Annotated in this window: 23 protein-coding genes; 12 read left to right on the plus strand and 11 right to left on the minus strand. The window is 58.3% G+C overall.

Annotated features, from left to right (window positions below; all coding sequences use genetic code 11):
• Positions 1-28 precede the first annotated feature (28 nt).
• Positions 29-1,234 carry a TadE/TadG family type IV pilus assembly protein gene (locus NKI15_RS20520; protein WP_023707066.1) on the plus strand — a complete coding sequence of 402 codons (1,206 nt, stop codon included), beginning with the start codon at positions 29-31 and terminating at the stop codon, positions 1,232-1,234.
• 348 nt (positions 1,235-1,582) lie between these two features.
• Positions 1,583-2,701 (plus strand): phosphatase PAP2 family protein, encoded by a 1,119-nt coding sequence (locus NKI15_RS20525; protein ID WP_156932485.1) that lies wholly within the window; start codon positions 1,583-1,585, stop codon positions 2,699-2,701.
• 173 nt (positions 2,702-2,874) lie between these two features.
• Here the strand turns inward: NKI15_RS20525 and NKI15_RS20530 are convergent, their stop codons facing one another.
• Genes NKI15_RS20530 through NKI15_RS20555 form a run of 6 tightly spaced genes read right to left on the minus strand, consistent with a single transcriptional unit; the run spans position 2,875 to position 8,425 of the window.
• A complete protein-coding gene (locus NKI15_RS20530) occupies positions 2,875-3,945 on the minus strand; it encodes a phosphatase PAP2 family protein (RefSeq protein WP_023707063.1) in 1,071 nt (356 codons plus the stop codon).
• A 25-nt stretch (positions 3,946-3,970) separates the two neighbouring features.
• Positions 3,971-4,510 carry a prepilin peptidase gene (locus NKI15_RS20535; RefSeq protein WP_023707062.1) on the minus strand — a complete coding sequence of 180 codons (540 nt, stop codon included), beginning with the start codon at positions 4,508-4,510 and terminating at the stop codon, positions 3,971-3,973.
• Position 4,511: 1 nt separating this feature from the next.
• The gene (locus NKI15_RS20540) at positions 4,512-5,051 is read right to left on the minus strand and encodes a tetratricopeptide repeat protein (RefSeq protein ID WP_023707061.1); all 540 of its coding nucleotides are present in this window, start codon (positions 5,049-5,051) and stop codon (positions 4,512-4,514) included.
• Between the two features lie 51 nt (positions 5,052-5,102).
• Positions 5,103-6,053 carry a type II secretion system F family protein gene (locus tag NKI15_RS20545; protein ID WP_023723920.1) on the minus strand — a complete coding sequence of 317 codons (951 nt, stop codon included), beginning with the start codon at positions 6,051-6,053 and terminating at the stop codon, positions 5,103-5,105.
• 18 nt (positions 6,054-6,071) lie between these two features.
• Complete coding sequence (locus NKI15_RS20550) at positions 6,072-7,043, minus strand: type II secretion system F family protein (protein ID WP_023707059.1); 972 nt, start codon at positions 7,041-7,043, stop codon at positions 6,072-6,074.
• The gene (locus NKI15_RS20555; RefSeq protein WP_023750722.1) at positions 7,043-8,425 is read right to left on the minus strand and encodes a TadA family conjugal transfer-associated ATPase; all 1,383 of its coding nucleotides are present in this window, start codon (positions 8,423-8,425) and stop codon (positions 7,043-7,045) included. Before NKI15_RS20555 ends, NKI15_RS20550 begins: the two co-directional genes overlap by 1 nt.
• A 540-nt stretch (positions 8,426-8,965) precedes the next feature.
• Between NKI15_RS20555 and NKI15_RS20560 the strand changes: the two genes are divergently transcribed.
• The 10 genes from NKI15_RS20560 to NKI15_RS20605 all read left to right on the plus strand — a co-directional run bounded on the left by NKI15_RS20560 (position 8,966) and on the right by NKI15_RS20605 (position 17,139).
• Entirely contained in the window at positions 8,966-9,178 is a 213-nt protein-coding gene (locus NKI15_RS20560; protein ID WP_023707057.1) for a Flp family type IVb pilin, read from the plus strand.
• 96 nt (positions 9,179-9,274) lie between these two features.
• Positions 9,275-10,312, plus strand: coding sequence for a Flp pilus assembly protein CpaB (gene cpaB / locus NKI15_RS20565; protein WP_023750723.1), 1,038 nt, complete (start codon positions 9,275-9,277; stop codon positions 10,310-10,312).
• A 50-nt stretch (positions 10,313-10,362) separates the two neighbouring features.
• Positions 10,363-11,808 (plus strand): type II and III secretion system protein family protein, encoded by a 1,446-nt coding sequence (locus NKI15_RS20570; protein WP_023750724.1) that lies wholly within the window; start codon positions 10,363-10,365, stop codon positions 11,806-11,808.
• A complete protein-coding gene (locus tag NKI15_RS20575; RefSeq protein ID WP_023707053.1) occupies positions 11,795-12,094 on the plus strand; it encodes a hypothetical protein in 300 nt (99 codons plus the stop codon). The genes NKI15_RS20570 and NKI15_RS20575 overlap by 14 nt, the downstream gene beginning before the upstream one ends.
• A 69-nt stretch (positions 12,095-12,163) precedes the next feature.
• A complete protein-coding gene (locus NKI15_RS20580; RefSeq protein ID WP_084013635.1) occupies positions 12,164-13,681 on the plus strand; it encodes a TadE/TadG family type IV pilus assembly protein in 1,518 nt (505 codons plus the stop codon).
• A 7-nt stretch (positions 13,682-13,688) separates the two neighbouring features.
• Entirely contained in the window at positions 13,689-14,180 is a 492-nt protein-coding gene (locus NKI15_RS20585) for a TadE/TadG family type IV pilus assembly protein (protein ID WP_023707051.1), read from the plus strand.
• On the plus strand, positions 14,174-14,809 hold the full coding sequence (locus tag NKI15_RS20590; protein WP_023750726.1) for a TadE/TadG family type IV pilus assembly protein: 636 nt from the start codon (positions 14,174-14,176) through the stop codon (positions 14,807-14,809). The genes NKI15_RS20585 and NKI15_RS20590 overlap by 7 nt, the downstream gene beginning before the upstream one ends.
• Positions 14,806-15,969: a CpaE/TadZ family protein gene (locus tag NKI15_RS20595; protein ID WP_023750727.1), complete on the plus strand. Its 1,164-nt coding sequence runs from the start codon at positions 14,806-14,808 to the stop codon at positions 15,967-15,969. Before NKI15_RS20590 ends, NKI15_RS20595 begins: the two co-directional genes overlap by 4 nt.
• Positions 15,953-16,549: a L,D-transpeptidase gene (locus NKI15_RS20600; protein WP_023750728.1), complete on the plus strand. Its 597-nt coding sequence runs from the start codon at positions 15,953-15,955 to the stop codon at positions 16,547-16,549. Before NKI15_RS20595 ends, NKI15_RS20600 begins: the two co-directional genes overlap by 17 nt.
• Positions 16,546-17,139 (plus strand): hypothetical protein, encoded by a 594-nt coding sequence (locus NKI15_RS20605; RefSeq protein WP_023707047.1) that lies wholly within the window; start codon positions 16,546-16,548, stop codon positions 17,137-17,139. The genes NKI15_RS20600 and NKI15_RS20605 overlap by 4 nt, the downstream gene beginning before the upstream one ends.
• 22 nt (positions 17,140-17,161) lie before the next feature.
• Here the strand turns inward: NKI15_RS20605 and NKI15_RS20610 are convergent, their stop codons facing one another.
• From NKI15_RS20610 to NKI15_RS20630, 5 genes are all read right to left on the minus strand, one after another.
• Positions 17,162-17,701, minus strand: coding sequence for a hypothetical protein (locus tag NKI15_RS20610; RefSeq protein ID WP_023707046.1), 540 nt, complete (start codon positions 17,699-17,701; stop codon positions 17,162-17,164).
• 135 nt (positions 17,702-17,836) lie between these two features.
• Entirely contained in the window at positions 17,837-18,829 is a 993-nt protein-coding gene (locus NKI15_RS20615) for an IS481 family transposase (protein WP_352886808.1), read from the minus strand.
• Positions 18,830-18,896: 67 nt separating this feature from the next.
• Complete coding sequence (locus tag NKI15_RS20620; protein WP_280940658.1) at positions 18,897-19,862, minus strand: IS630 family transposase; 966 nt, start codon at positions 19,860-19,862, stop codon at positions 18,897-18,899.
• Between the two features lie 564 nt (positions 19,863-20,426).
• Positions 20,427-20,747 carry an ATP-dependent DNA ligase gene (locus NKI15_RS20625; RefSeq protein WP_023707388.1) on the minus strand — a complete coding sequence of 107 codons (321 nt, stop codon included), beginning with the start codon at positions 20,745-20,747 and terminating at the stop codon, positions 20,427-20,429.
• A gap of 16 nt (positions 20,748-20,763) precedes the next feature.
• A complete protein-coding gene (locus NKI15_RS20630; protein WP_023707389.1) occupies positions 20,764-21,006 on the minus strand; it encodes an ATP-dependent DNA ligase in 243 nt (80 codons plus the stop codon).
• Positions 21,007-21,125: the final 119 nt, after the last annotated feature.

The raw sequence follows: 21,125 nt of genomic DNA on the forward strand, positions 1-21,125 counted from the left end.
TAGCCTGCTTCTCTGCGAGGGCATCTCAATGCGAAAGCTGAAGGACCTGCTGCTCGATAGGAGCGGAAACTTTGCCGTGGCAGCGGCGTTGGTGGCGCTACCGCTATGCTTGGTCTTGGGCGTGGCCGTTGACCTTACCAGTGCGGTCACCTGGAAATCCAGGCTGCAAGAATTGGCCGATTCGGCGGCTCTGGCAGCTATAGAGAGCGACGGTGGAGACGAGGAAGCCGTCGCGGCCGCCAAGAACATTGCGCTTGGTAATGGCTCTTTTGCGGTGGGAGCGGTGGTTGAAGTCGACATCACGACGCCGACTCCCGTCTCGCGGGAGGCAGCAGTTGAAATCGCCGCAACAATGCCGACGGACTTTATGAATCTTGCCGGCATTCAGGCTATCAGCCTTCACGTCACGGCAAAGGCACGAAAGGCCCCCCCGGAGTATTGCATCTATGCTCTCGATCCAGATTCAACCGGAGCGCTGAGTGTGACCGGTTTAGGAAAGGTGTCGGTGCCAAATTGTGGCATTCAGGTAAATTCTTCCAGCCCCGAAGCACTGAGACACGTTGGGGCCGGCAAAATCGCCGCGACAAAAGTCTCGGTAGTCGGCAATTACCAAGGCGGCGGATACAGCGTTTCCCCGAAGACGAACCAGCCCTTCCTCGCCGACCCACTTGTCAGCACACCAGAACCGGTTCCCCCGACCGGTTGCGACTACAGCAACCAGGCGCTCTCGGATGTCACCATTCCGGCCGGGCGGGTGTTCTGCGGAAGCATCGACTTCGGTGGAAAAATTGTGCTTTCCCCAGGCGTTCACTACTTTCACAATGCGATAGTCGGCATCAGCAACAATGCGAAAATCACAGGCAAGGAAGTCACCATATTCGTCGATTCCAAGTCCAGCATCATACAGGCAGGCGGGAACGGCGCCATGGAACTTTCCGCTCCTACAAGCGGCGTTTATACCGGCATTGCCATCTTCGGATCGCGTACCGCCTTGCCATTATTGCCGACTATATCGCTTGCAATAAATAAGAATTACTCGGTAAATGGTACAATATACTCTCCAATGCACCACCTTAAAATGAAAGGGACCAATGACAAGAAGTTGGCTACCGGCCTGGGATGGATTGTTGCTTGGCAATTCTCTTACAATGGAGATTCGAGCGTCAACCTGGATGGCTACAGCGGCACCCCACCAAAGGGTCTCGGAGACGCAGCAATCGCGTTGCTGCAATAGATGGAGACGGTACCCGCTTCGTGGCTTCGAAGGTGCCCTTCCGGCTGAGTTAGCGAACTCTCAAACGCAGTCCTTAACGGGATGCGACCACGCTTCTAAAGTCTCGCGGGGGGGGCCGTCGTTGCCGATCTACGCGCCTTTGCAGCATTCGCCGAGACTGCGAACCCGAGCGAGGTGCAGCAAGCTGAGGATGGTATTTGCAAAGACCTCTAGCCCTCGCTGCTCTAGACGGCCATCGGTCTCTCCTTTCTGGCCATCGTAGTAGTTGCTTCTTAACCAAGTCGAGCGCATCCTCTCTCCCGGCTTGAGGAGCGATTTCCGCGTGGGCTTTTTGAGAATGCTTCTGATTTGCGCGATTGCGAGCGCCGGTGCCGGTGGGTTCGTCACCGTTGTCCAATACTTGATGTTTACCCCACCGGCTCCGGTCGCGGCCGACGCTCCGGTCCTTCTGAAGAAAGACCCGCCAAAGAAGCGAATATGGCGGCGAGCGCTGACCTAACTTCCGCACCGACGATAGGGCTATCGGCAAAACTGGCGATCTTCGGCCTTTGCTACGCCGGCGTCGCGGCTGGCCTTTTCCCTGAAACCTACCTCGCGGCACTGGGAACGCGGCGGCTGCTGATCCTCTATTTCCTGCTGCCCTTCATCATTCTGCTTGGGATCGGCATCGCGGCACCATTCAGAGACCGACGAGCCCCGGCGACTTGGTTCCTCGCAAAGATCAGCTCCCGGTGGCGCGGCGCGACCCTCACCCTTGGTATCTTCATTCTCTGCCTGGCCGCCTTCACCACCTACAAGTATGAACTTGCGCAGATGGTGCCGTTCTTCGCCGATCGGCAGCTTGCCGAAATCGATGCGGCCTTGCATTTCGGGCATGTCTGGAATTGGGCGCGCTCGGTTCCCTTGCCAGGTGTTGTCGATCAAATCCTCTATGTCCTCTATGCCCAATTGTGGTTCGTGGCCGTCGCCTTCGTGGTCGTCTCAGCCGCATGGATGGACGACGCCGCCAAGCGCCAGCGATACTTCTTGTCGCTCTCTGCGACTGCGGTCATCCTCGGCATCTTTGTGCGGATAATAGGATCATCCGCAGGGCCAATTTTCTACGACCGGCTGTTTGACCCGGACCTGTTTGACGATCTCACCGCCTCGCTTCGAAGCAGCAATGCAGGCCCGGCCATCCTGCGCATAAGCGACTATCTCTATTCGTCCTACACCAGCCGCCAGGCCTCGATCGGGACCGGCATATCCGCCATGCCAAGCTTCCATGTCGCCGTGGTTACGCTTAACGCGCTGCTGCTTAGCAGCATCAACCGGACGGCCGGCATCTTCGCCTGGCTTTACGTCGCAGCGATCATGTTCGGCTCGGTCTATTTCGGTTGGCACTATGCCATTGACGGCTATGTCTCGATCATCCTGGTGTGGCTGATCTGGCGTGCCACAGGAAAGCTTACAGGCGCAAAGCAATAACAGATTACATTTCGACGGAGCCACCGTTCGAGCGGCAGGCGCTGTTTCACGCAATACCAAGTCTCAATGTAGCCATGGCGCCCCTCAACACGCTATTGTTGGGCGATTTGTAGGTGAGAAGGTGATCTCATTGGAATAGGAGCTAGCCGTGTACAATCGCGGTACAAGCAAGCTCAGTTTATTTCGACCCGACGATCTTTCATACCGATTTGAAGGCCAGGCTGGGCGTTCGACAGTCGTCTTGAAATTGCCCAGATGATTGGCGTCATCAGCATGGAAGCGTATCCATCGACCGCATAGTGCCAGGCCAAGTGCACCGAGCCCAGCTGGATTGCGGCCAGAAACGCAATGCTGGCCCAGCGGAGCAAACGCCCGAAACGCCAGAGATAAATCGCGTTCAGGGTCGCGACAGCCACGTGCAAGGACGGAAAGGCTGAAATGCCGCTGCCCAAGCGTGGACCATCAAACCCGGCATCGACCAGCAGATAATTTTGCGTAGTCAGCGCCGAAACGGGATAGGTCAAATTGGTCGACTGAAGGTAGTCCATCAGGGGAGAAAACGTACCATCGCCGTAAAAGGGCATAAAGAATGCCGGCCCAACTGAAGCGAAGGCTGCCGCCAAAACGTTACCTATCAACACCCAGGTAAGGACAAACGCGACCAGAAACTGGGAACGCAGCCGTCCATTCCTCGCTGAAAAAGCGACGCAAAACAAAACGATGAAAACCTCGGCAAACCAGAGATTGTAAAGAACGTTCAGCGAAAAGGTGACAGGGCCAAAGCCAAGCATAGGATGAAAAAGCCTCCATGCATCGACCCCGCCATGAATTGCCCTGTCGATCGCCACCAGGGACGTGTCGGCGTAGAATGGTTGGATCCTGCTGAGTCCCCCCTTGATGCTGGTGAACATCGAGAAAAAGAGCGGGATGACGAGCGCAACGGGCAGTCCCAATGCAATTCGATCCGGCAGGTTGTTGGCCAGCATGAGATCCTTCATGGCACGTAACGGTTGCTCCGGCCGTTGAATAGTCAACCGAACCAGGACTACAGCGAGAAGGATCAGGGTTACGGCTGCCCCAAAAAATAAGAAATTCTTATTATATATTTTCAAGTTTATGACGATGTTCCAATGCGCCGCAGCAATAAGCGCCAGTAGAATATAGGCGAATACCGTCACGAAAAATGGCTGATTAGCGCGCCACGCCTCCGAAGTGGTACGGATCGCCAGCCGCGCTATCGACATGGAAGAAGATCTCCGGAACCAAGCGCTAGTTAAGCTGCCGCAGTATCCCAGAACTGCCCACCAGCGCCAGAGTGGCATAGATTTGGAACGCTATCGTGCAGATCGCAGCAGCTGAAATCGGCACGCCAAAAGGCACGACGCCCTTGCGGTCCAAGTGCTGTATATAGACCCGAAACGCGCCTGCCGGCAGCATGAAAGGGTTTTTCATGATGGCCACGGTGGCGACGGCGAAAACCAATAGCAGCACCGAGAACAGGGCGAGACCGTTTCCACCGGTCAGAAACGGAACGACCGCCATCAGCTTGACGTCGCCGGCTCCGACCTTGCGCAAAATCCAGAACGGAAAGAGCGCGACGAACAGCACAAATCCGGCGACCGCGCTCAATCCCATATCCCACCACGATCCGCTAGCTATGGAAACAAGCTGAAGCGATCCCAGCCCGAGACACAAGAGCAGCAGCACATCACGGTTGGATATCTTCTGGGCCGAGAAGTCTATCCAGGCGACCCATGCCAGCAGAGGGATCACAAGCGCCTTTATCGACAGCGACGCGCCAAACAACATCCTACCGCTCGATGTTCTGCACGCTGGACGATAGCAGCTTCAGATTGTTGACCACGGTCGGATCATTGGGCGCCAATTCATAGGCCTTGAGGAAATTGCTGCGCGCCTCCTGCAGCTTGCCGCGCAACAGATTGGAATAGCCGACATTGTTGTAATATTCGGGCGTCGCACCCAACAGCTTGAAGGCCCGGCCATAGGCCCGATCGGCAAGGTCGAAGCGATGGATCCGGTCGCAGGAGGCGGCCAGTCCCATCCAGGCGCCGCCATCATTGGGGGCAAGCTGCGTCGCCTTGAAGAACAGTGCGCCGGCATTGCCGTAATTTTCTGCACGAAACTGGTTCTTGGCCTCCGCGACGGCTTGGTCCGAGGCGTAGTATTCAACATCGCCGACCGTCTTCAACCCGTCGAACGCATCGCCAAAGGACGTTACGTCGCCTTTCGACGGCTCGTTGGTTCGAACGACGCCGTCCGCTCCGTTCGTCTGGCAGCCGGCGAGTGCCGCCATGAACAGGCAGGCCACGACTGCAATTGGCCTATTCATACAATCTCCCCGAGTCCCCCGACCGATATTAGGAACAGAGCATATACGCACCTAGAAGAAAATGCCCTTCATGCGAATGATCACCGGCAGCATGATTACCATCATTACCACCGGAAAGATGCACAGGCCGAGTGGGATCATCATTTTGACAGGCAAGGCGTTGGCGCGCTCTTCCGCCTGCAGAATCCTCTGGCTGCGCATCTCCGCGCTGTAGACACGCAGGGCGTCAGTCAGGCTGGTGCCCAGTTCTTCGGACTGCCGGAACAGCACGGCCAGCGCCCGCGCCTCGTCAAGGCCAATGCGGTCAGCCAGTTCGCGAAGCCCTTCCCGAAGTGGCTTGCCGGCGCGCAGTTGCAGATTCATGATCGTTAGCTGAATTCCCAGCCATTTGTGCGTGGCCGCAAGTTCCTGGCTTACGCGTTCGACCGCGGCCTCGAGGCTCATACCGGCGTCGGCGCAAGTAATCATCATATCCATGAAATCAGGGAAGGCGCGACGATATATCTGTTTCTGTGAATTCTCGAACCGATCCAGCATGATGCTGGGAATGACGATGCAGCCTAACCCAAACAAGGCCGAGCCACCGAAAGTTAGGAATCCTGGCAGTCGTGGAGGCAGCACCCACGACAGCAGGGCATACAAGGCCAGAAAGCCTATACAAACTGCGCCGAGGCGACAAACCGTATAGACGAGAGGCGCACCCGCTCGATAAAATCCAGCGCGGAAGAGTTTCGCCTCCAGAGCATTGGGTTCAGTGCGTTCTTTCTCGATCGACCTGAAGTAAGCGTCGACCGGCTTCTGCGCCGCGATCTTGGCGAGGCGGTCCCGCCCCAGGATCGATCGCGGATCGACCGAGCCTTCGCCCAAAAGGCTGTCCGCGACTAGCTTCCGCGTTTGCAGTGCCGGCAGGAAGACCAGCGCCGCAAACAGGAACAGCGCCACCGCGGACGCGAAGACTGCGATGGATACAAAAAAAGTCAGGTCGTCGGTGTTCGAAAACAGATTTATGACTCGCTCCTGTCAGAAATCGAAATTGACCATTCGATACATGATAAAGTCTCCCAACAGGGCCCAGCTTCCACAGATGACGAATGCAGGCGTAATGAGAGGACTGCTCCAGACTTTGCCGTAGTAGCCGGGCGCGATCAGCCAGAGCGCCCCAAACATGACGAGCGGAAACAAGGAAATGATCCAGGCCGAGGCCCGGCCTTCGGCTGACAAGGCCCTGATCTTCAACCGCAGTTTCTGGCGTTCCCGCAGCACGGTCGAGAGATTTGCCAGGATTTCGGTAAGATTCCCGCCGGTCCTCGCCTGGATAGAAAGGGACACCGATAGCAAATTGAGTCCCTCGAAGCCGACCCGCTCCGTTAATTTCCGCACGGCCTGCTCCATGCTGAGTCCAAAAGTAATCTCGTCGGCGACGATGCCGAATTCCGTGCCAAGCGGGTCAGGTATCTCGCGGGCGACGAGGCCTATCGCAACTGAGGCCGGATGGCCTGCGCGCAATGAACGAACGATCATGTCCAGTGCATCGGGCAATTGCTTGGCGAACTTCTTGATCCGTCTGTTACGTGCCCGGCGCAAAACAAGAACAGGGAAGGCAAAGCCCGCCACGAGAAAGATGATGAAGGCTGCCGGCGCCGATACGTGAAGGAAAAGCCAGAGCAGCAATGCCGACCCCAGGCCGGCCAGAAAAAACGAGGCTGCGAAGGTCATCGGGTTTCCGGTGATGCCGGACTGGGTATAAAGCCTGTTCAGCGAGACAAAGCCGAAGATGAAATCTCCTGAATCAGTCAGGCCGCGTTCTCGCAGCAACCCTTGCAAGGTTTTTTCCGCGGGCGCTTCATCAGCGAGACGACGGAGCCGGTGGTTCACCGCCACGAGTCGGGAGCGGCGACCGGCCAGAGAAAGGTAAAGGGCTTCGCCGGCAAGGATCACCGAGGCTGCCGCAAGCATGTAGATAAAATAAAGCAGCGCCTGTCCACTAAGCATCAGAGGGCGACCTGCGGGTTGAAGGCATCCTTGCCGAAATGGAGCCCCAGCGTTGCAGCCTCTGGCGCGAAGCGCGGGCGGACACCGGTGGCGCGAAAATCCCCGATGATCATTCCATCCGCAGCTACATCGCGCCTCACGAAGTTATAAATTTCCTGCAGTTGGACGACATTGCCTTCCATGCCGGTAATCTCGGAAATCGACGTTACGCGCCTGCCGCCATCGGCGAGCCGCTGCGTCTGCACGATGATGTCGATGGCCGAAGCGATCTGTGCCCGGATGGATTCGTGCGTCATCGGCATGCCGGCCATGCCGACCATCTGCTCCAGACGAGAAATAGCGTCGCGAGGCGTGTTGGCATGGATAGTGGTCATCGACCCCTCATGGCCGGTGTTCATCGCCTGCAGCATGTCAAAGGCCTCCTCGCCGCGAACCTCGCCGACGATGATGCGGTCCGGCCGCATGCGAAGCGCGTTCTTCAGCAATTCGCGCTGACGAACCTCGCCTCTGCCCTCGACATTCGGTGGCCGCGTCTCCAGACGGCCGACATGCGGCTGCTGCAGTTGCAGTTCCGCCGCGTCCTCGATGGTGATCAGGCGCTCTCTGGCCGGGATGTAGCTCGAGAGCGCGTTGAGCAAGGTCGTCTTGCCGCTGCCGGTGCCGCCCGAGACCAGGATTGACTTGCGGGCCTGGACGGCGATCCGCAGCAGCTCGATCATTGGCGGGCGTATCGAATTGAACGCCATCAGGCGCTCAAGCGAATAGGGATTCTTGGAGAATTTTCGGATCGACACCAGCGGACCATCTACAGAAATCGGTCGCACCGCGATGTTGACGCGCGAGCCGTCTGCCAGGCGAGCGTCGACCATCGGCGCCGATTCGTCGACGCGCCGGCCTATAGCCGAGACGATCTTGTTGATCACACGCAACAGATGCGCCTCGTCGCGGAAACGGATTGCCGTCTCTTCGATCACGCCGCGCCGCTCGATGAACACACGGTCGTGCGTGTTGATAAGGATATCGCTGACGGAATCGTCCTTGAGCAGTGGTTCGATCGGTCCGAGACCGAGCATCTCGTCGGCCGTGTCGCTGGTTAGCTGGTCGAGCTCGCGGGCGTTTAGCGGCACGGCACGAGTGCGAACGAACTCGCGAACGATCGGGCGAATCTCGTTGAGGATCTGGTCCTTGGAGGCTGTTTCAAGAGCGGAAAGATTGAACCTGTCAATCAGATGTCGATGCAGCTCGACCTTGAGCGTCAGAAAATCGTCGCCATGCGGTTCGACTTCAGCCGACGAGGCTGGTGCCGACACGCTTGCTGGCACCGGCGCTAGCTGCTGCAGCGCCTGCGGCTCACTCGGTCCCTTGATAAACCGCCCCAGCATAATGCCTTATACCCCTAGAGCCCATATGGGCCGAAACTAAACGTTAACCAAGCGGCGCACAAGCGCCAGGGCACCTCACGTGAGGCCAATACTTTCAACATAGTTAAGGAGTGCGGCAGAAAAATATCGATTTATTTCCGGCACTCGCGCTGCCAAACACGAGTGACGCACTAAGCTTTCACGTTACCAGCGCCCCTTGGGTGACCTGACACGGGGCATCCTCTTCACAAATGCTACAACGCCTTAGATATAAAGGAATATGCGATCTGGCTAAAGTACGTATGCCTTGATTAGCTCAGAGGGGCAATTGTGAACGAATGGTTAAGAACGCTTGAAAAATTTGACGAATCAAGCTCTTGCTAAAAATTGAGGTCACGCCGAACTCGCAAATTCATGTATTAGAAGGTTAAAGGACCGTTAATCCCGTTTGACTCTCCAATTTCTCGGGACCTAGGATTGAGGTGACGGGGGATGCTTGGGTATGGAGTTCATCCTTGGCTCTGTCTCGTCGGGTTGAAACCTCCAGAGGGAGAAATTGACATGAAAAAGCTCATGACGATGACCCGGCAGTTCCGCGACGACGAAAACGGCGCTGCTATGGTCGAATATTCTATTCTGATTGGCATTATTGCGGTCGCCTCTATCGGCTTCATCATCGGCATCGGCGGGTGGGTTACGGGCCGCTTCACCGGCCTTTGCAACGCCATGGACGCCTCCGGTATCGGATCTTGCGCCAGCGGTGCCGGTTCTTGATCGTTTGATCGGCATCAGGCCCGGGTTGTCCAAACCCGGGCCTGAATTCAGTCGTGGCGGGCGAATTCCCGCTCTATTGGCTGGGGGCTTGGGGTTATGCGCGCCAACACACTTATTATGATAGTCCTCGCCGGCGTCTTCGGGGTGTTGGCGGTCGTGCTGATCAACATCTGGCTCGCTGGCCAGCGTAGTGCTTTGGCTCAATCAAACGGCAAAGGCAATACGATCGTTGTCGCGGCACTGCCGCTGAAGTTCGGCGACACATTGAGCGCCGACAAGTTGCATGAGATCGCTTGGCCCGCGGGCGCAGTCCCGGCTGGAGCGTTCAAGACCACCAAGGAAGCCTTGGCCGGCAGTGGCGCAAGGCAGGCGCTGCAAGCGATCAGCACCAATGAGCCGATCCTCGGCAGCAAGATTACCGGTCCAGGCCAGCGCGCCACGCTTTCGGCGGTGCTGGGTGAAGGCATGAAGGCCGTCTCCATCCGCGTCAACGACGTGCTTGGCGTCGCCGGCTTCGTCTTCCCGGGCGACCGGGTTGATGTGCTGCTGACGCGCTCGGTGCGCGGCGATGACGGTGCGGACAAAAGTTTTGTCGACGTTCTGCTGCAGAGCATGAAAGTGCTCGCCGTCGACCAGGTCGCTGACGTGAGCAAGGACAACCCGACGGTGGTTAAGTCGGTGACGCTTGAAGCCACCACAAAGGACGCGCAGAAACTGACGCTGGCCGCCGGTGCGGGGCAATTGTCTCTTGCACTGCGCCAGGCTGCCGCCAACAAGGGCGAGACAACCGAACGAGTCACGCTTTCCGACCTGAATGGCGAGACGCCGGACGATGTCGCAAAGAGGCAGGCCGAACTGGACAAGCAGGCCGCAGCCGACGCCGCAGCCGCAGCCGAACGCCAGCGCGCAGCTGACAAGATCGCCGGATTGGAAAAGGCCGTGGACAGGGTGGGAAGCCAGCTCGACGAGTTAAGCAAGGTCAAGCCGGTGCCGCCCGTGGTGACGGCACCCGCATCAAAAGAAGTCGTCAAGGAAGTTATCAAGTATTTGGAGCCGGAACCGCCGAAGAATGTTACAGTGGGCGTCTTTCGCGGCGTGAAGCTTGAATCCTATGACGTGCCGCGACAACCATAAAGGGATGCGGCGAAGCGGGGCTGCCGGCGGCAGCAGTTTGGGAGATGGGGATGCAGGGGTTTTGGATGAGGGTAGCGGCGGCCGCACTGTCCTGTTTGGCTGCGCTGCTGACGTCTAGCCTTGGGACGGAGGCAGCCGACCGTTTCATCGACGTATCGAACCCGAGCGTCCATCGCATCTTTCTGCCCATGTCACAGTCGGTGACGCTACAGGTGAGCGCCAATCTCGGCGATATCGTTGTCGGCGACGAGAAGATCGCCGATGCCCAGCCGATGACCGACCGAACGCTTTATGTCATCGGCAAGAGCGCCGGCACCACCACGGTCAATCTGTTCTCCCCGGAAAAGCGCTCGCTCGGCGTCATCCAGATCGAAGTCGGCGTCGACGTCAGCGATATGGCGCAGGCGATCCGCCAGGTGGCACCCAGGGCGCGCATCGAGATCGGTTCCATCAATGGCAAGGTCAGGCTCGGCGGCCACGTCAAGGATGGCGCGACGCTGGCATCGATCCTCGAGGTGGCGCAACAATATGGCCCCGACGCAATCATCAACTCCGTGATCGTCGATGACAGCCAGCAGGTCAATTTGGCTGTGCGCATATTGGAGGCGAAGCGCAATGTGGGCCGGGATCTTGGCGTGTCCATCAAGAGCACCAACGGCAGCGGCACTACCAAAGTTGGAACCGGCGACGCCACTGTCGACGCGGATGGAACAGTGTTGGGGGCAGGCGACCTGGTCAGTGGGCTGCTGTCGAGATCAAATCCCTTCGCGGCACTGATCACCCGCGTTATCGACAGCAACATCAAAGTCGACCTCATTATCGAGGCGCTTGAGGCCAAGGGTGTGGTGCGCACGCTCGCCGAACCCAACCTGACCACGCTTTCTGGTGAAACCGCCAGCTTCAACGCCGGCGGCGAAATCCCCATCCGCAGCATAGACTCCAACGGCCAGGTCGTGATCGAATTCAAGCAATTCGGCGTCAATCTGCTGTTCACGCCTGTCGTGCTGGACGACGGCAAGATCCATATGAAACTGGCGCCGGAAGTGAGTGACCTCACCAGCTTCACCACCGCCGGCGACCCGATCTTCACCAACCGCAAACTGCAGACCGTGGTTGAACTGCGCGACGGCCAGAGTTTCGCGGTCGGGGGCTTGTTGTCGAGCAAGACCACCAAGCTCCAGAATCAGGTGCCATGGCTCGGCCAGGTTCCGATTATCGGGACGCTGTTTCGAAATTCGAGCAGCCAGAAGGAAGAGACCGAACTGGTCGTCATCGTCACGCCGCACGTCGTGCGGCCGGTGAAGCCCGGCGAACAGCTGGCGACGCCCTTCGATAAGACACGGCCGGCCAACGATCCGGAATTCTTCGTGCTCGGTCAGCTCGAGGTGAACAAGGACATGATCCGAAAATATGAAACGGGAGACGGTGTGACTGGGCCCTATGGCCACATGCTGGACTTCAAATCGAAGGACAAGATGCTCTATGTCAAGAAATAGCGCCTCGATCCTCATTCTGTGCGCCGGTGCACTATCGGGCTGCGCCGCCGACTATCTGAACCACTACGACACGGTGACGCTCGCCGCCGGCGACACGCAGAAATTCAATTCGCTGCTGCAGACGGTCGATCCGTTCAATCCGAACTCGAAGAACACACATATCGAAGGCGACGGCACGCGGGCTGCGCTTGTTGCCCAGAGCTACAAATTTCCACCGCCACCGCCGCCACCGCCGGCGATGACGGTCAATGTCGGCGGGTCGGGTGTGACCAACGGAGCGAATTGAACAGAAGGATGCGGTTGCGTTGCGCTGGGTGAGCGAGGGCCCTGGTGCAAGGAAGCAGAGAGTAAGGTCATGTTGGGGACCATTAGGGCGTTCTGGAATGATCAACGCGGCATAGCGATGATCCTCGTCGCAATCATGCTGCCTGTGCTGGTTGGCTTCGCATTGTTGGCCATCGACATGAGTCGGGCCTACGGACTGCACAATGATCTTCAGAAGGGTGTCGATGCGCTTGCGCTTGCGACAGCCGCGGAACTGGATGGCAGATCGGATTCGATCACCCGAGCCAACCTAGCGAAGACGACCCTTCTGACCGAGCAGAAGACTAAGTTTTCGACCGCAGGCGATCATACGCTCGCCCTGTCTGATGTAACGGTAACCTACTTGACCGGCATTCCCGCCAGCGACGACACGAGGTTGAGCGCTGCCGGCGTCGACTCGAACGGCGTCAACTGGGCAAGCACCGATCCTAAAGTGGTGTCATTCTCGCTGGTGACGGTGAATGCTTCCGGCCTGACTGATGGTGCGGGTGCCTTTGCAACGATCTTTCCTGCAAGCTTTATCGGCAGCAACGATACTATGGACATCCGGCCGCAGGCCGTGGCCGGGTTCGTTCAGTCGATCTGCGAAACCGTACCGGTTTTCATGTGCAACCCGTTCGAGACGACCGACTCCTCGACCAGCAAGACAATCCAACAGGCGTTTGCCTCTGGCGACACCTACAGCCGAGAGTTCCGCATCCTCAAGGTCGACAGCAACCCCGGTCCCGGAAACTTCGGGCTGATTGACAACAGCCTGAGCTCATTGCGCGATGCCATTGCCATGGGTACCTCCGGCACCTGCTACAATCGCAACGCGCTGACCACAAAAACCGGCGTCACCTTGGGTCAGGTCAACACGGGGTTGAACACCAGATTCGATCTCTATAGCGGCTCACTGAACAAGAACAACAAGGATTGGAACTACCGGCCCGCCAGCAATGTTCGCAAGGGCCAGAAGACAGGTTGCAGCAAATATGACCCGGTCACCGATGGAACGGCGCTGCCGCTCCCTCCCGGCAACAACTACGTCGACACGAAGGGAATGTCCGACAAGATCGCCAATTCAACCTTTTGGTCCACATACTGGACCGTCAATCACGGCGGGACATATCCCAGCGTCCCCAGTGCTACCAACCCGACCGGTAGCAAAACCGCGCCGGCTTCCCGATACGACGTCTACAATTATGAGATTTCGCACGGGCTCGTAGGGGACAAGTCCAAGGCGCCGACAAAGGAGACCGGCGTCCCAGCCTGTTTCAAAGGCACGACCCCGACTGCGGATCCCGATCGGCGGCTGCTCAACATGGCGATCGTCAACTGCATCGCCAACAAAGCCAAGATCAATGGTCATATCCAGCTCAAGCCTGATGGCTATGCCAGTGTGTTCGTCAACGCGCCGGTACAAAAGCAGGACAACACCAAGGACCCCGAGGACCCCTCAGCCGGTGAGAAGCCTATCAGCCTTGAGATCGTCGACGTCGATGGCGGCTTTGCCAACAACACTCTGGTCGACAAAGCATTCCGCAACGAAGCCCAGCTGTACCGGTAGCGCCGACATGACCAAGCTTGGCCACATCATCAGGCGGTTCCAGGGCGACGAAAGGGGCGCCGCCTTGGTGGAAGTCGCGATCACCGTCCCGTTCGTATTGCTGCTATCGGCCGGTGTGTTTGAATTCTCCAATATTCTGAACACGCGCCTGCTCCTTGCAGCAGGCGTCGAGGATGCAGCTCGCTACATGGCGCGATGCAGTAGCGACTGGGACACTTGCAAGGGGTGGGCGCAAAACCTTGCTGCCAAAGGGGCAGTCGTTGGCGGCAGTGACAGAGTGTCTGGATGGCTTCCTGCGACAGTTAACATTACCCCTACGTCTACGCCTGCGACCGATGTATCCACAGGCGCCCAGCTTTATCTCAGCAACACGAGCATGGTCGTCGTCGTAAACGTCAGTACATCCTATGCTTACCCGGACGTTGGATTCTTGTCGTATCTTGGCTTTGGTGCCCTTACCCTCAGTGTCTCCCATCAAGAACGAGTCATCGGATGGTGATGGGAAACCAAAGGTTTTGCGCGGAGCAGTCGGGCACCGCGATGGTCGAAATGGCCATCGCTCTGCCATTGCTATTGACGCTTCTGCTCGGCTTCGTCGATTTCGGCTACGCCTTTTACCAATGGAACGCGGGAAACAAAGCTGTGCAAGCTGGCGCAAGACTGGCGCAAATTTCTGGTCCTGTAGCACTCGGCCTTCCATCTGAAACGATAACGCAGGCCGATGTGACCAAAGTCGGCACCGCAGTGCCGGCCGGCACATACGATTATGTCTGCACTGCAAGCACGGCAGGTGTCGCCTGCTGCAGTATCGGAGGAGGCTTGTGCCTACCCGCGAATGCGAGCCAGGCCTCGTTCGACGCGATTTATGACGGCACGGCCAACCGTGCCGGAATGGAAGACTACCTGCCGATGCTTGAGAAATCGCAGGTGCGGATCGAATACGCCGCCTCCGGCCTCGGCTACTGGACGCGCCCCAGTGGCCCGGTCCCGACCATCACGGTCAGCATCACCAATCATCCCTTTCAGTTTTTCTTCCTGGCCGGGCTGCTCGGATTCGGAAACATCACCATGCCGTCCATGCTGAGCACGGTTACGGGCGAAGACATGAAGAGCACGTGGACACCATGAACGCCATCAACACCAAGGTTACACCGACCAAGCGAAAGCAGGTGGCGCTGTTCTCGTCGGATGCGAATTTCAAGCGCGATGTGGCGACGCGCCTCGATGCGCTGGCGATCTACGACGTCAGGGTTTCCGAGACCGGCGACTTCCTCAAGGGGCCGCCCGCCGACACGCGCCCCGGCATCGTCATCCTCGACCTCGGCAATGGCGAGTTGCTCGGCAAGCCGGGCATCGTCGAGGCGCGCGCCCTTTGGGCGACCGTGCCGCTGATCGCGGTATCCGACGAGCTATCGTCGGAGCAGACGCGCGTGCTGGTGCGCATGAACGCTTCGGACTGGCTGCACAAGCCGCTCGACGGCAAGGAACTGCTCAACGCGGTGACTTTCCACGACACCGGCAACCAGGGAACGAAAAGCCGGATCATCACCTTCATCAGCGCTAGCGGCGGCGCCGGCGCGACCACGCTCGCTTTGTCGGCGGCCGAATTCCTGGCGTCGAAATCGAAGGAACGCGGGGCTTCCACCTGCCTGGTCGACCTCGATTTCCAGAGCGCCAATTGCGGCGCCTATCTCAACCAGTTCAACCAGTTCGACCTTGGCGGCATTATCGGCCAGCCGGAGAGGCTCGATGTCGAACTGATGGACGTCATCAAGCTCTCGCGCCCGTCCGGGCTGACGCTCTATTCCTTCGAGAGGCCACGATTGCCTTTCGAACCGCAGGGCAGTGACTTTGTCTTCCGGCTGCTGGACCTAGTCGCCTACCGGTTCGACGACATCGTCATCGATCTGCCGAACATCGAGACGCCTTGGCACAATTCGGTGCTGTCGACGAGCGACGAGATCTTCATCGTCTTCGAACTGAACGTCGCCTCGCTGCGACAAGGCAAGCGGCTCTACAAGAAGATCCGCGAGTTGCGTGGCAATGCTGTCAGCATCACGCTGGTCGCCAACAAGCACAAGCGCAAATGGTTCGGCAACCACTTTTCGCGCAGCGAACTCGAAAAGATCTTCAAGGCGCCGCACATCAAGTCGGTCGCGCTGGACAATGCGCTTCTGGCCGATGCGTTGAACCGTGCTATCCTGCCTGCCGAGGTGGATGGGCGTGCGCGCTTCAACAAGGACCTCAAGCGGATGTTCAAAGAGCGGCTCGATGACGCTGCCAAATAGGGGGCGGCCAAGTAGGTATCGAATTGGCCCGGGATTGGCCTGCGTCATGGGCATTGCGCTGATGATGCTGGTGGATTTCGCCAGCGCACGATCGGCACTTTCGGATCGGCCGCCGCTGCCGGCAATGGGCCCCAGCCTGCGCAAGACAGTTGCCTTCGAGACGACAGAACAGCCCGGAACAATCGTTATCCGCAAGGACGAGAAAGCGCTTTACCTGGTGACCCGACAAGGCCAGGCGCTTCGCTATCAGATCAGCGTCGGACGCGACGGATTTGGCTGGACCGGAGTGGTCGAGGTGGGGGCGAAGACCGAATGGCCGGAATGGCGCCCACCCCGCGAGATGCGCGCCCGCCAGCCGGACCTGCCGCAAATGGTGCCTGCCGGTCCCTACAACCCACTCGGCGCCAGGGCGCTCTATCTCTCTCGGGACGGGCGTGACACGCTCTATCGGATACACGGAACCAACGATCCCAAGGGTGTTGGCTTCGACGGAACATCGGGGTGTTTTCGCCTTACCAACACCGATGTGATCGATCTCTTCAAGCGCGTCGCGATCGGCGCAAAGGTGGTGGTTCAATGACGATGATCAGCGAACCGGACATGCCGGCAATCGAGATTGGGACAGCAACCCGCATTGGAGAGCAAGCTGCCGTTGTGAAACCGAGCGACAAAAGCATTATCGGCGCGGTCATGATCGGCACGTCCCTGCTCACTTTGGTGAATATGGTAGCCGCAGTTTATCTCTACCGCGGTATCAGCGATATGCGGTTTTTGGAAGGGCGGCTGGAGGAACTCGGGACGTTCGAACAACGAATCGGCGGCCGGTTGGACACGGTCAACAACGGTTTTCAGAGCCGATTTGAAAAAATGGACAGTCAGCTGCAGAGCAGCTTTGGTGAAATCAACCGGAGCATAGCCCGGCTGGAACAGAACCAGCCTATTGTCCGTGACGAAATCACGTCGAGCGCAGCGGAACCTTCCGTCGACACGACCAGCAGCATGGCGGAGGCGCCTGCTGTTCTCGATGGTGAAGACGCGACCGAGCCCAGCGTCGTCGATACACCGCGTCCGCCCAAAAGGAGGATTGCAGCTGCTTCGCCTGCCCCAAGCCCCGACTACCAGCGCATAGAGCAGGCCGACGGCAAGGTTTACTACCGGAAGATCAACTAACGCTAGAAAAATTGGGGCTGCCTTAAAGATCTCGCTGCAGAGCAACAAGCCTCGCGGCCAGCGCTCCGGATTGCTCTCGAGCTTCGCTGAGAAAGGCAACATGACAGTAGGCGCATGCTGTCAGACCCAGAACCAGCACAAGGCTGTTCTTCAAGGTGAAATCAACTATCAGCGAGAAGGGAAGCCCCCCGGGCACGGCGAATGAAGCGATCGTGCTCGCTGTTTCGGAATGGCTGGTGACGGCGATCATCAACCCGGCGAAAAGCAGGGCGACGTGATTGGCAAGAAAGAAGAAGGCAGCCGACTTTCTTGTGCGGCACGCCGTCCAGCAAACGATCGACGCGGCAGCCACGATGGAGGCATCAACGACCATCGACCCTCCCAGACAGACATCGACCTGTTGCCAAAACATCGTCGATAGCGGCCTTAGTTCAAGCCAAACCCGCCACATTGTGGGACTGGCCGGATATGCTCCCAGCAAGAAAGTCGCCATGCGCTCCCCTGCAAGGATCAGCAGGATCAGAGCTGGGAAGGCAAAGAGCATTATCGAGTTGCGCTTCATGTCACCCTCAACAATCTTGCCTTCAAGATAGATTGCAGAGATTACGCGAGGCTTAACGGAGCGGTGGTGATTCTGTGGTGGCGCGGCCAGTGGGGCATGGCAGCCTGCAAGAGCCATTCGCGTATGGCGCAGCTGCTAGGTGTTTAGTCCCAAGGTTTGATGGGTTGGATCGAGCCTGAATCGTTCGGGCTCTTTTGTCCAGATTTTGCAGATGTATTCAAAGGGCGTGAGGCCCTTGAGGGTCTTCAGTCGACGGCCGAAATTATAGGCTAAGACGAAATCGGCGAGATGCTGGCGCAGTTGGTCATGGCTCTCGTAGTAGAAGCGTTTGACGGTCGCATCCTTGATCGTGCGGTTCATGCGTTCGACCTGGCCGTTGGTCCATGGGTGCCTTGGCTTTGTCGTTCGGTGGTCGATATCGGCCTTGGCGCAAGTATGTTCGAAGGCGTGCGCCCATATGATTTCTCCCGCCGCCATGGCTTCCTTGATCAGCGGAACGGCCGAGCCGCCGGCACCTGGGGTCGTGAACTGAATGCCGTTGTCGGTAAGCACTGTGTGGATCTTGTAAGGGACAGCATCAAGAAGATGGCGCAGGAAATCGGCGGAGACCGCTGTCGTTGCCTTCTCGTGCTGCTCGACGAAAGCGAACTTCGAGGTCCGATCTATGGCCACGAACATATGCAGCTTGCCCTGCTCGGTTCGGACCTCGGCGACGTCGATATGGAAGTAGCCGATTGGATAGGCCTTGAACTTCTTCCTTGCCGGCTTGTCGCCCTCGACATCCGGCAACCTGCCTATCCCGTGACGCTGCAGGCAGCGATGCAAGGATGACCGCGACAGATGCGGGATCGTCGGTTGGAGAGCATAGAGGCAATCGTCCAGTGGCAGCAGCGTATAACGCCGAAAGGCGACGATGACCGCCTCTTCCTCAGTCGATAGCACTGTCGACTTCGGATCTCTGGGGCCAGTCGGAAGATCGGCGGCCGACGTCCGGTTCCTCCACTTCCTAACCGTCTTCTGATTGATGCCGTAGCGCTTCGCCAGCGCCCTCAGGCTCTCTTGACTATGCTGTATCGCTCGACGGATCGCCTCTGTCGTCGTGGCGCTCCCATGAAGAACCTGGCCCATAGCGCATCCTTTGATTCGGACGAAAAGTATGCGCCATCAAAGCCTGGGATCAAACACCTAGAGCGTTTCAGATTTTGACAGAAGCGTATCCAGCGTTTGCGAAGTAGTTTCTGCATTCATTGGGTTGGATGGTTGATACGAGGTGGCCGATGTGTCGCCAGGTGTCGTCGATGGTTCGCTTCTGGGCGGCTCGCATCCAGTGTTTGATCTTGGCGAAGGCTTGCTCGATTGGGTTGAGGTCGGGCGAGTATGGCGGCAGATACAAAAGCCTGGCGCCTGCGGCGCGGATCATCTGCCGGATGGCGGCCGACTTGTGGGAGCCAAGATTATCCATGACGACGATGTCGCCGGGCTGGAGCACTGGCACGAGCTGCTGCTCGACATAGGCCCGGAAGCTCTCGCCGTTGATCGGTCCATCGAAGACGCAAGGGGCAGCAAGACGGTCGAGCCGCAGGGCGCCGAGGAAGGTCAGCGTGCGCCAGTGGCCGTGCGGAGCAAAGCCGCGCAGGCGTTTGCCGCATGGTCCCCAGCCGCGCAGCGGTGCCATGTTGGTCTTGATCCAGGTTTCGTCGATGAATACCAGCCGTTCCGGATCGAGACCCGCCTGCCAGGAACGCCAGCGTTGTCGTAGGCGGGCAACATCGGCGCGAGCTTGCTCAAGGGCGAATAGCGTTTTTTTGAACCGCAATCCTTCGCGCCGCAGGAAATGCCATACCGTGTCGTGCGAGACCTTCACACCGCGCGCCGCAAGTTCGTCCTTCAGCCCATGCAGCGACAGATGCGACGTCTGGTTGATCCGTTCCACGATGAACGCCCGGTGCGGCTCCAGAACACGCTTGCGGTGGCCGCCCATCTTACCCGGTGCCACAGACCCATTCGCCCGATAGCGCTGCGACCACTTCACCGCCGACGAAACCGCCACGCCAAAACGAGCCGCCACCGAGCGGCAGCTCTCGCCAGCCTCGATCGCGCCAACAACACGCTCACGTAGATCGTTCGAAAGGGGAGCCGTCATCTGATGCTGGCCTCCGATCCAGCCAGCATCTTGAATCACAAAACCACTCTCACGGGAATCCCGCAGATTCAGTCAAAATCTGAACTGCTCTAGTTGTTTTGGCTGAGGACGAGCGTAACCACCTTAGGCTCGGCTCGCTGCAGACATCGTTCCGGAATATTGGGCCACATCGCCTTGGCGCATCCCTGATCTTCGCTTGACGCCGTCGCAAGCGAGCGTTCTGCGTTACCGGCTTCGTCTGCGGTCGACAGGAATACTTGCGTGGCGAGCGCAGTAGCCATAGATACTTGGACGAGGATAAGGGCGTAGGCATATCGTCTGATCATCCGCTCGCAACGTTCAATCCGCGAAGTGGTTCCAACGTCGCGACCCGCCGATGTAAAACCCGATCACGATGCTCGAGCCTGCGCCCTGCCCGTCCTCAGCTTTCCTAAGGACAACCCTTCGTGGCCGGCCGCTTCATGATGCCCTTGGGCGCCGTGCCTGAGTGCTCCTGGACGCGTTTCCATAGCCTCTCGCGCATTTCCCGGTTCAAGGTGACGAATGCGCTTCAGACATAACGCCCGGTGCCGCGCTCAGCCATTAGAGTGAAAGCCGGCTTGCCCGCTTCACGCTCGACGCCGAGCAGATCGAATCGTCGATCGCATAGCACTTGGCCTTCAGCCAGTTGGTCGACGGACCGCGTCGGTATTTGCTGTCCTTCCGCTTCGAGACCATGCCTTCAAGTCCGGCCTTGTCGAGCAAGTGAAAGATGGCCTTGGCTTCCCCCGGCAGGGGCTCGCTGAACTGAATACGCCCGCCGGGCTCGATCATGCTGGCCAGGATCTCGCGCCGCTCCTCTAGCGCCTTATCGCGCAGATCGTGGCCGTTAAGATGAAGCAGATCAAAGGCAACAAAATACAAGTCGTGCTGCTGTCATTCAGAACGACGATCTCGCCCTCGACAATGGCGCTTCGGCACCAAGGCGCTTTGCCTCTCTCACCAGGTCGCGATATTTCGCCGTCCAGGCGTGGCCATTGCGCGTATAAATGCGTGTGCCGACTTCATCAATGATCATCTGCGATCGGTAGCCGTCGAACTTGACCTCCTGGGTCCAGCCTTCACCCTCGGGAGGCTTCTCCACAAGGGTCGGCATCAACGGCTCGATGAACTTCAAACGCATGCACTGACCCACCCTCCGGCGATTCAATAAGACCAAGTAAAAATGGTTCCGAAGCCGGAAATCAGCCTTTTGGTGCAACAAACACGTCAACTCGACGTTGCGGGATGAGCGAAGGATGA

Origin of the sequence: Mesorhizobium sp. M0862, from assembly GCF_040319795.1 — a bacterium.
In the GTDB taxonomy this organism is placed as follows: domain Bacteria; phylum Pseudomonadota; class Alphaproteobacteria; order Rhizobiales; family Rhizobiaceae; genus Mesorhizobium.

What these genes read in the sequence shown, in the direction of transcription:
- NKI15_RS20535 (WP_023707062.1), bottom strand. Translation starts at nt 4,510, where the DNA reads ATGTTGTTTGGCGCGTCGCTGTCGATAAAGGCGCTTGTGATCCCTCTG.
- NKI15_RS20540 (WP_023707061.1), bottom strand. Translation starts at nt 5,051, where the DNA reads ATGAATAGGCCAATTGCAGTCGTGGCCTGCCTGTTCATGGCGGCACTC.
- NKI15_RS20605 (WP_023707047.1), top strand. Translation starts at nt 16,546, where the DNA reads ATGACGATGATCAGCGAACCGGACATGCCGGCAATCGAGATTGGGACA.
- NKI15_RS20585 (WP_023707051.1), top strand. Translation starts at nt 13,689, where the DNA reads ATGACCAAGCTTGGCCACATCATCAGGCGGTTCCAGGGCGACGAAAGG.
- NKI15_RS20600 (WP_023750728.1), top strand. Translation starts at nt 15,953, where the DNA reads ATGACGCTGCCAAATAGGGGGCGGCCAAGTAGGTATCGAATTGGCCCG.
- NKI15_RS20610 (WP_023707046.1), bottom strand. Translation starts at nt 17,701, where the DNA reads ATGAAGCGCAACTCGATAATGCTCTTTGCCTTCCCAGCTCTGATCCTG.
- NKI15_RS20590 (WP_023750726.1), top strand. Translation starts at nt 14,174, where the DNA reads ATGGTGATGGGAAACCAAAGGTTTTGCGCGGAGCAGTCGGGCACCGCG.
- NKI15_RS20530 (WP_023707063.1), bottom strand. Translation starts at nt 3,945, where the DNA reads ATGTCGATAGCGCGGCTGGCGATCCGTACCACTTCGGAGGCGTGGCGC.
- NKI15_RS20570 (WP_023750724.1), top strand. Translation starts at nt 10,363, where the DNA reads ATGCAGGGGTTTTGGATGAGGGTAGCGGCGGCCGCACTGTCCTGTTTG.
- NKI15_RS20575 (WP_023707053.1), top strand. Translation starts at nt 11,795, where the DNA reads ATGTCAAGAAATAGCGCCTCGATCCTCATTCTGTGCGCCGGTGCACTA.
- NKI15_RS20595 (WP_023750727.1), top strand. Translation starts at nt 14,806, where the DNA reads ATGAACGCCATCAACACCAAGGTTACACCGACCAAGCGAAAGCAGGTG.
- NKI15_RS20580 (WP_084013635.1), top strand. Translation starts at nt 12,164, where the DNA reads ATGTTGGGGACCATTAGGGCGTTCTGGAATGATCAACGCGGCATAGCG.
- NKI15_RS20550 (WP_023707059.1), bottom strand. Translation starts at nt 7,043, where the DNA reads ATGCTTAGTGGACAGGCGCTGCTTTATTTTATCTACATGCTTGCGGCA.
- NKI15_RS20630 (WP_023707389.1), bottom strand. Translation starts at nt 21,006, where the DNA reads ATGCGTTTGAAGTTCATCGAGCCGTTGATGCCGACCCTTGTGGAGAAG.
- NKI15_RS20560 (WP_023707057.1), top strand. Translation starts at nt 8,966, where the DNA reads ATGAAAAAGCTCATGACGATGACCCGGCAGTTCCGCGACGACGAAAAC.
- NKI15_RS20615 (WP_352886808.1), bottom strand. Translation starts at nt 18,829, where the DNA reads ATGGGCCAGGTTCTTCATGGGAGCGCCACGACGACAGAGGCGATCCGT.
- cpaB (WP_023750723.1), top strand. Translation starts at nt 9,275, where the DNA reads ATGCGCGCCAACACACTTATTATGATAGTCCTCGCCGGCGTCTTCGGG.
- NKI15_RS20520 (WP_023707066.1), top strand. Translation starts at nt 29, where the DNA reads ATGCGAAAGCTGAAGGACCTGCTGCTCGATAGGAGCGGAAACTTTGCC.
- NKI15_RS20555 (WP_023750722.1), bottom strand. Translation starts at nt 8,425, where the DNA reads ATGCTGGGGCGGTTTATCAAGGGACCGAGTGAGCCGCAGGCGCTGCAG.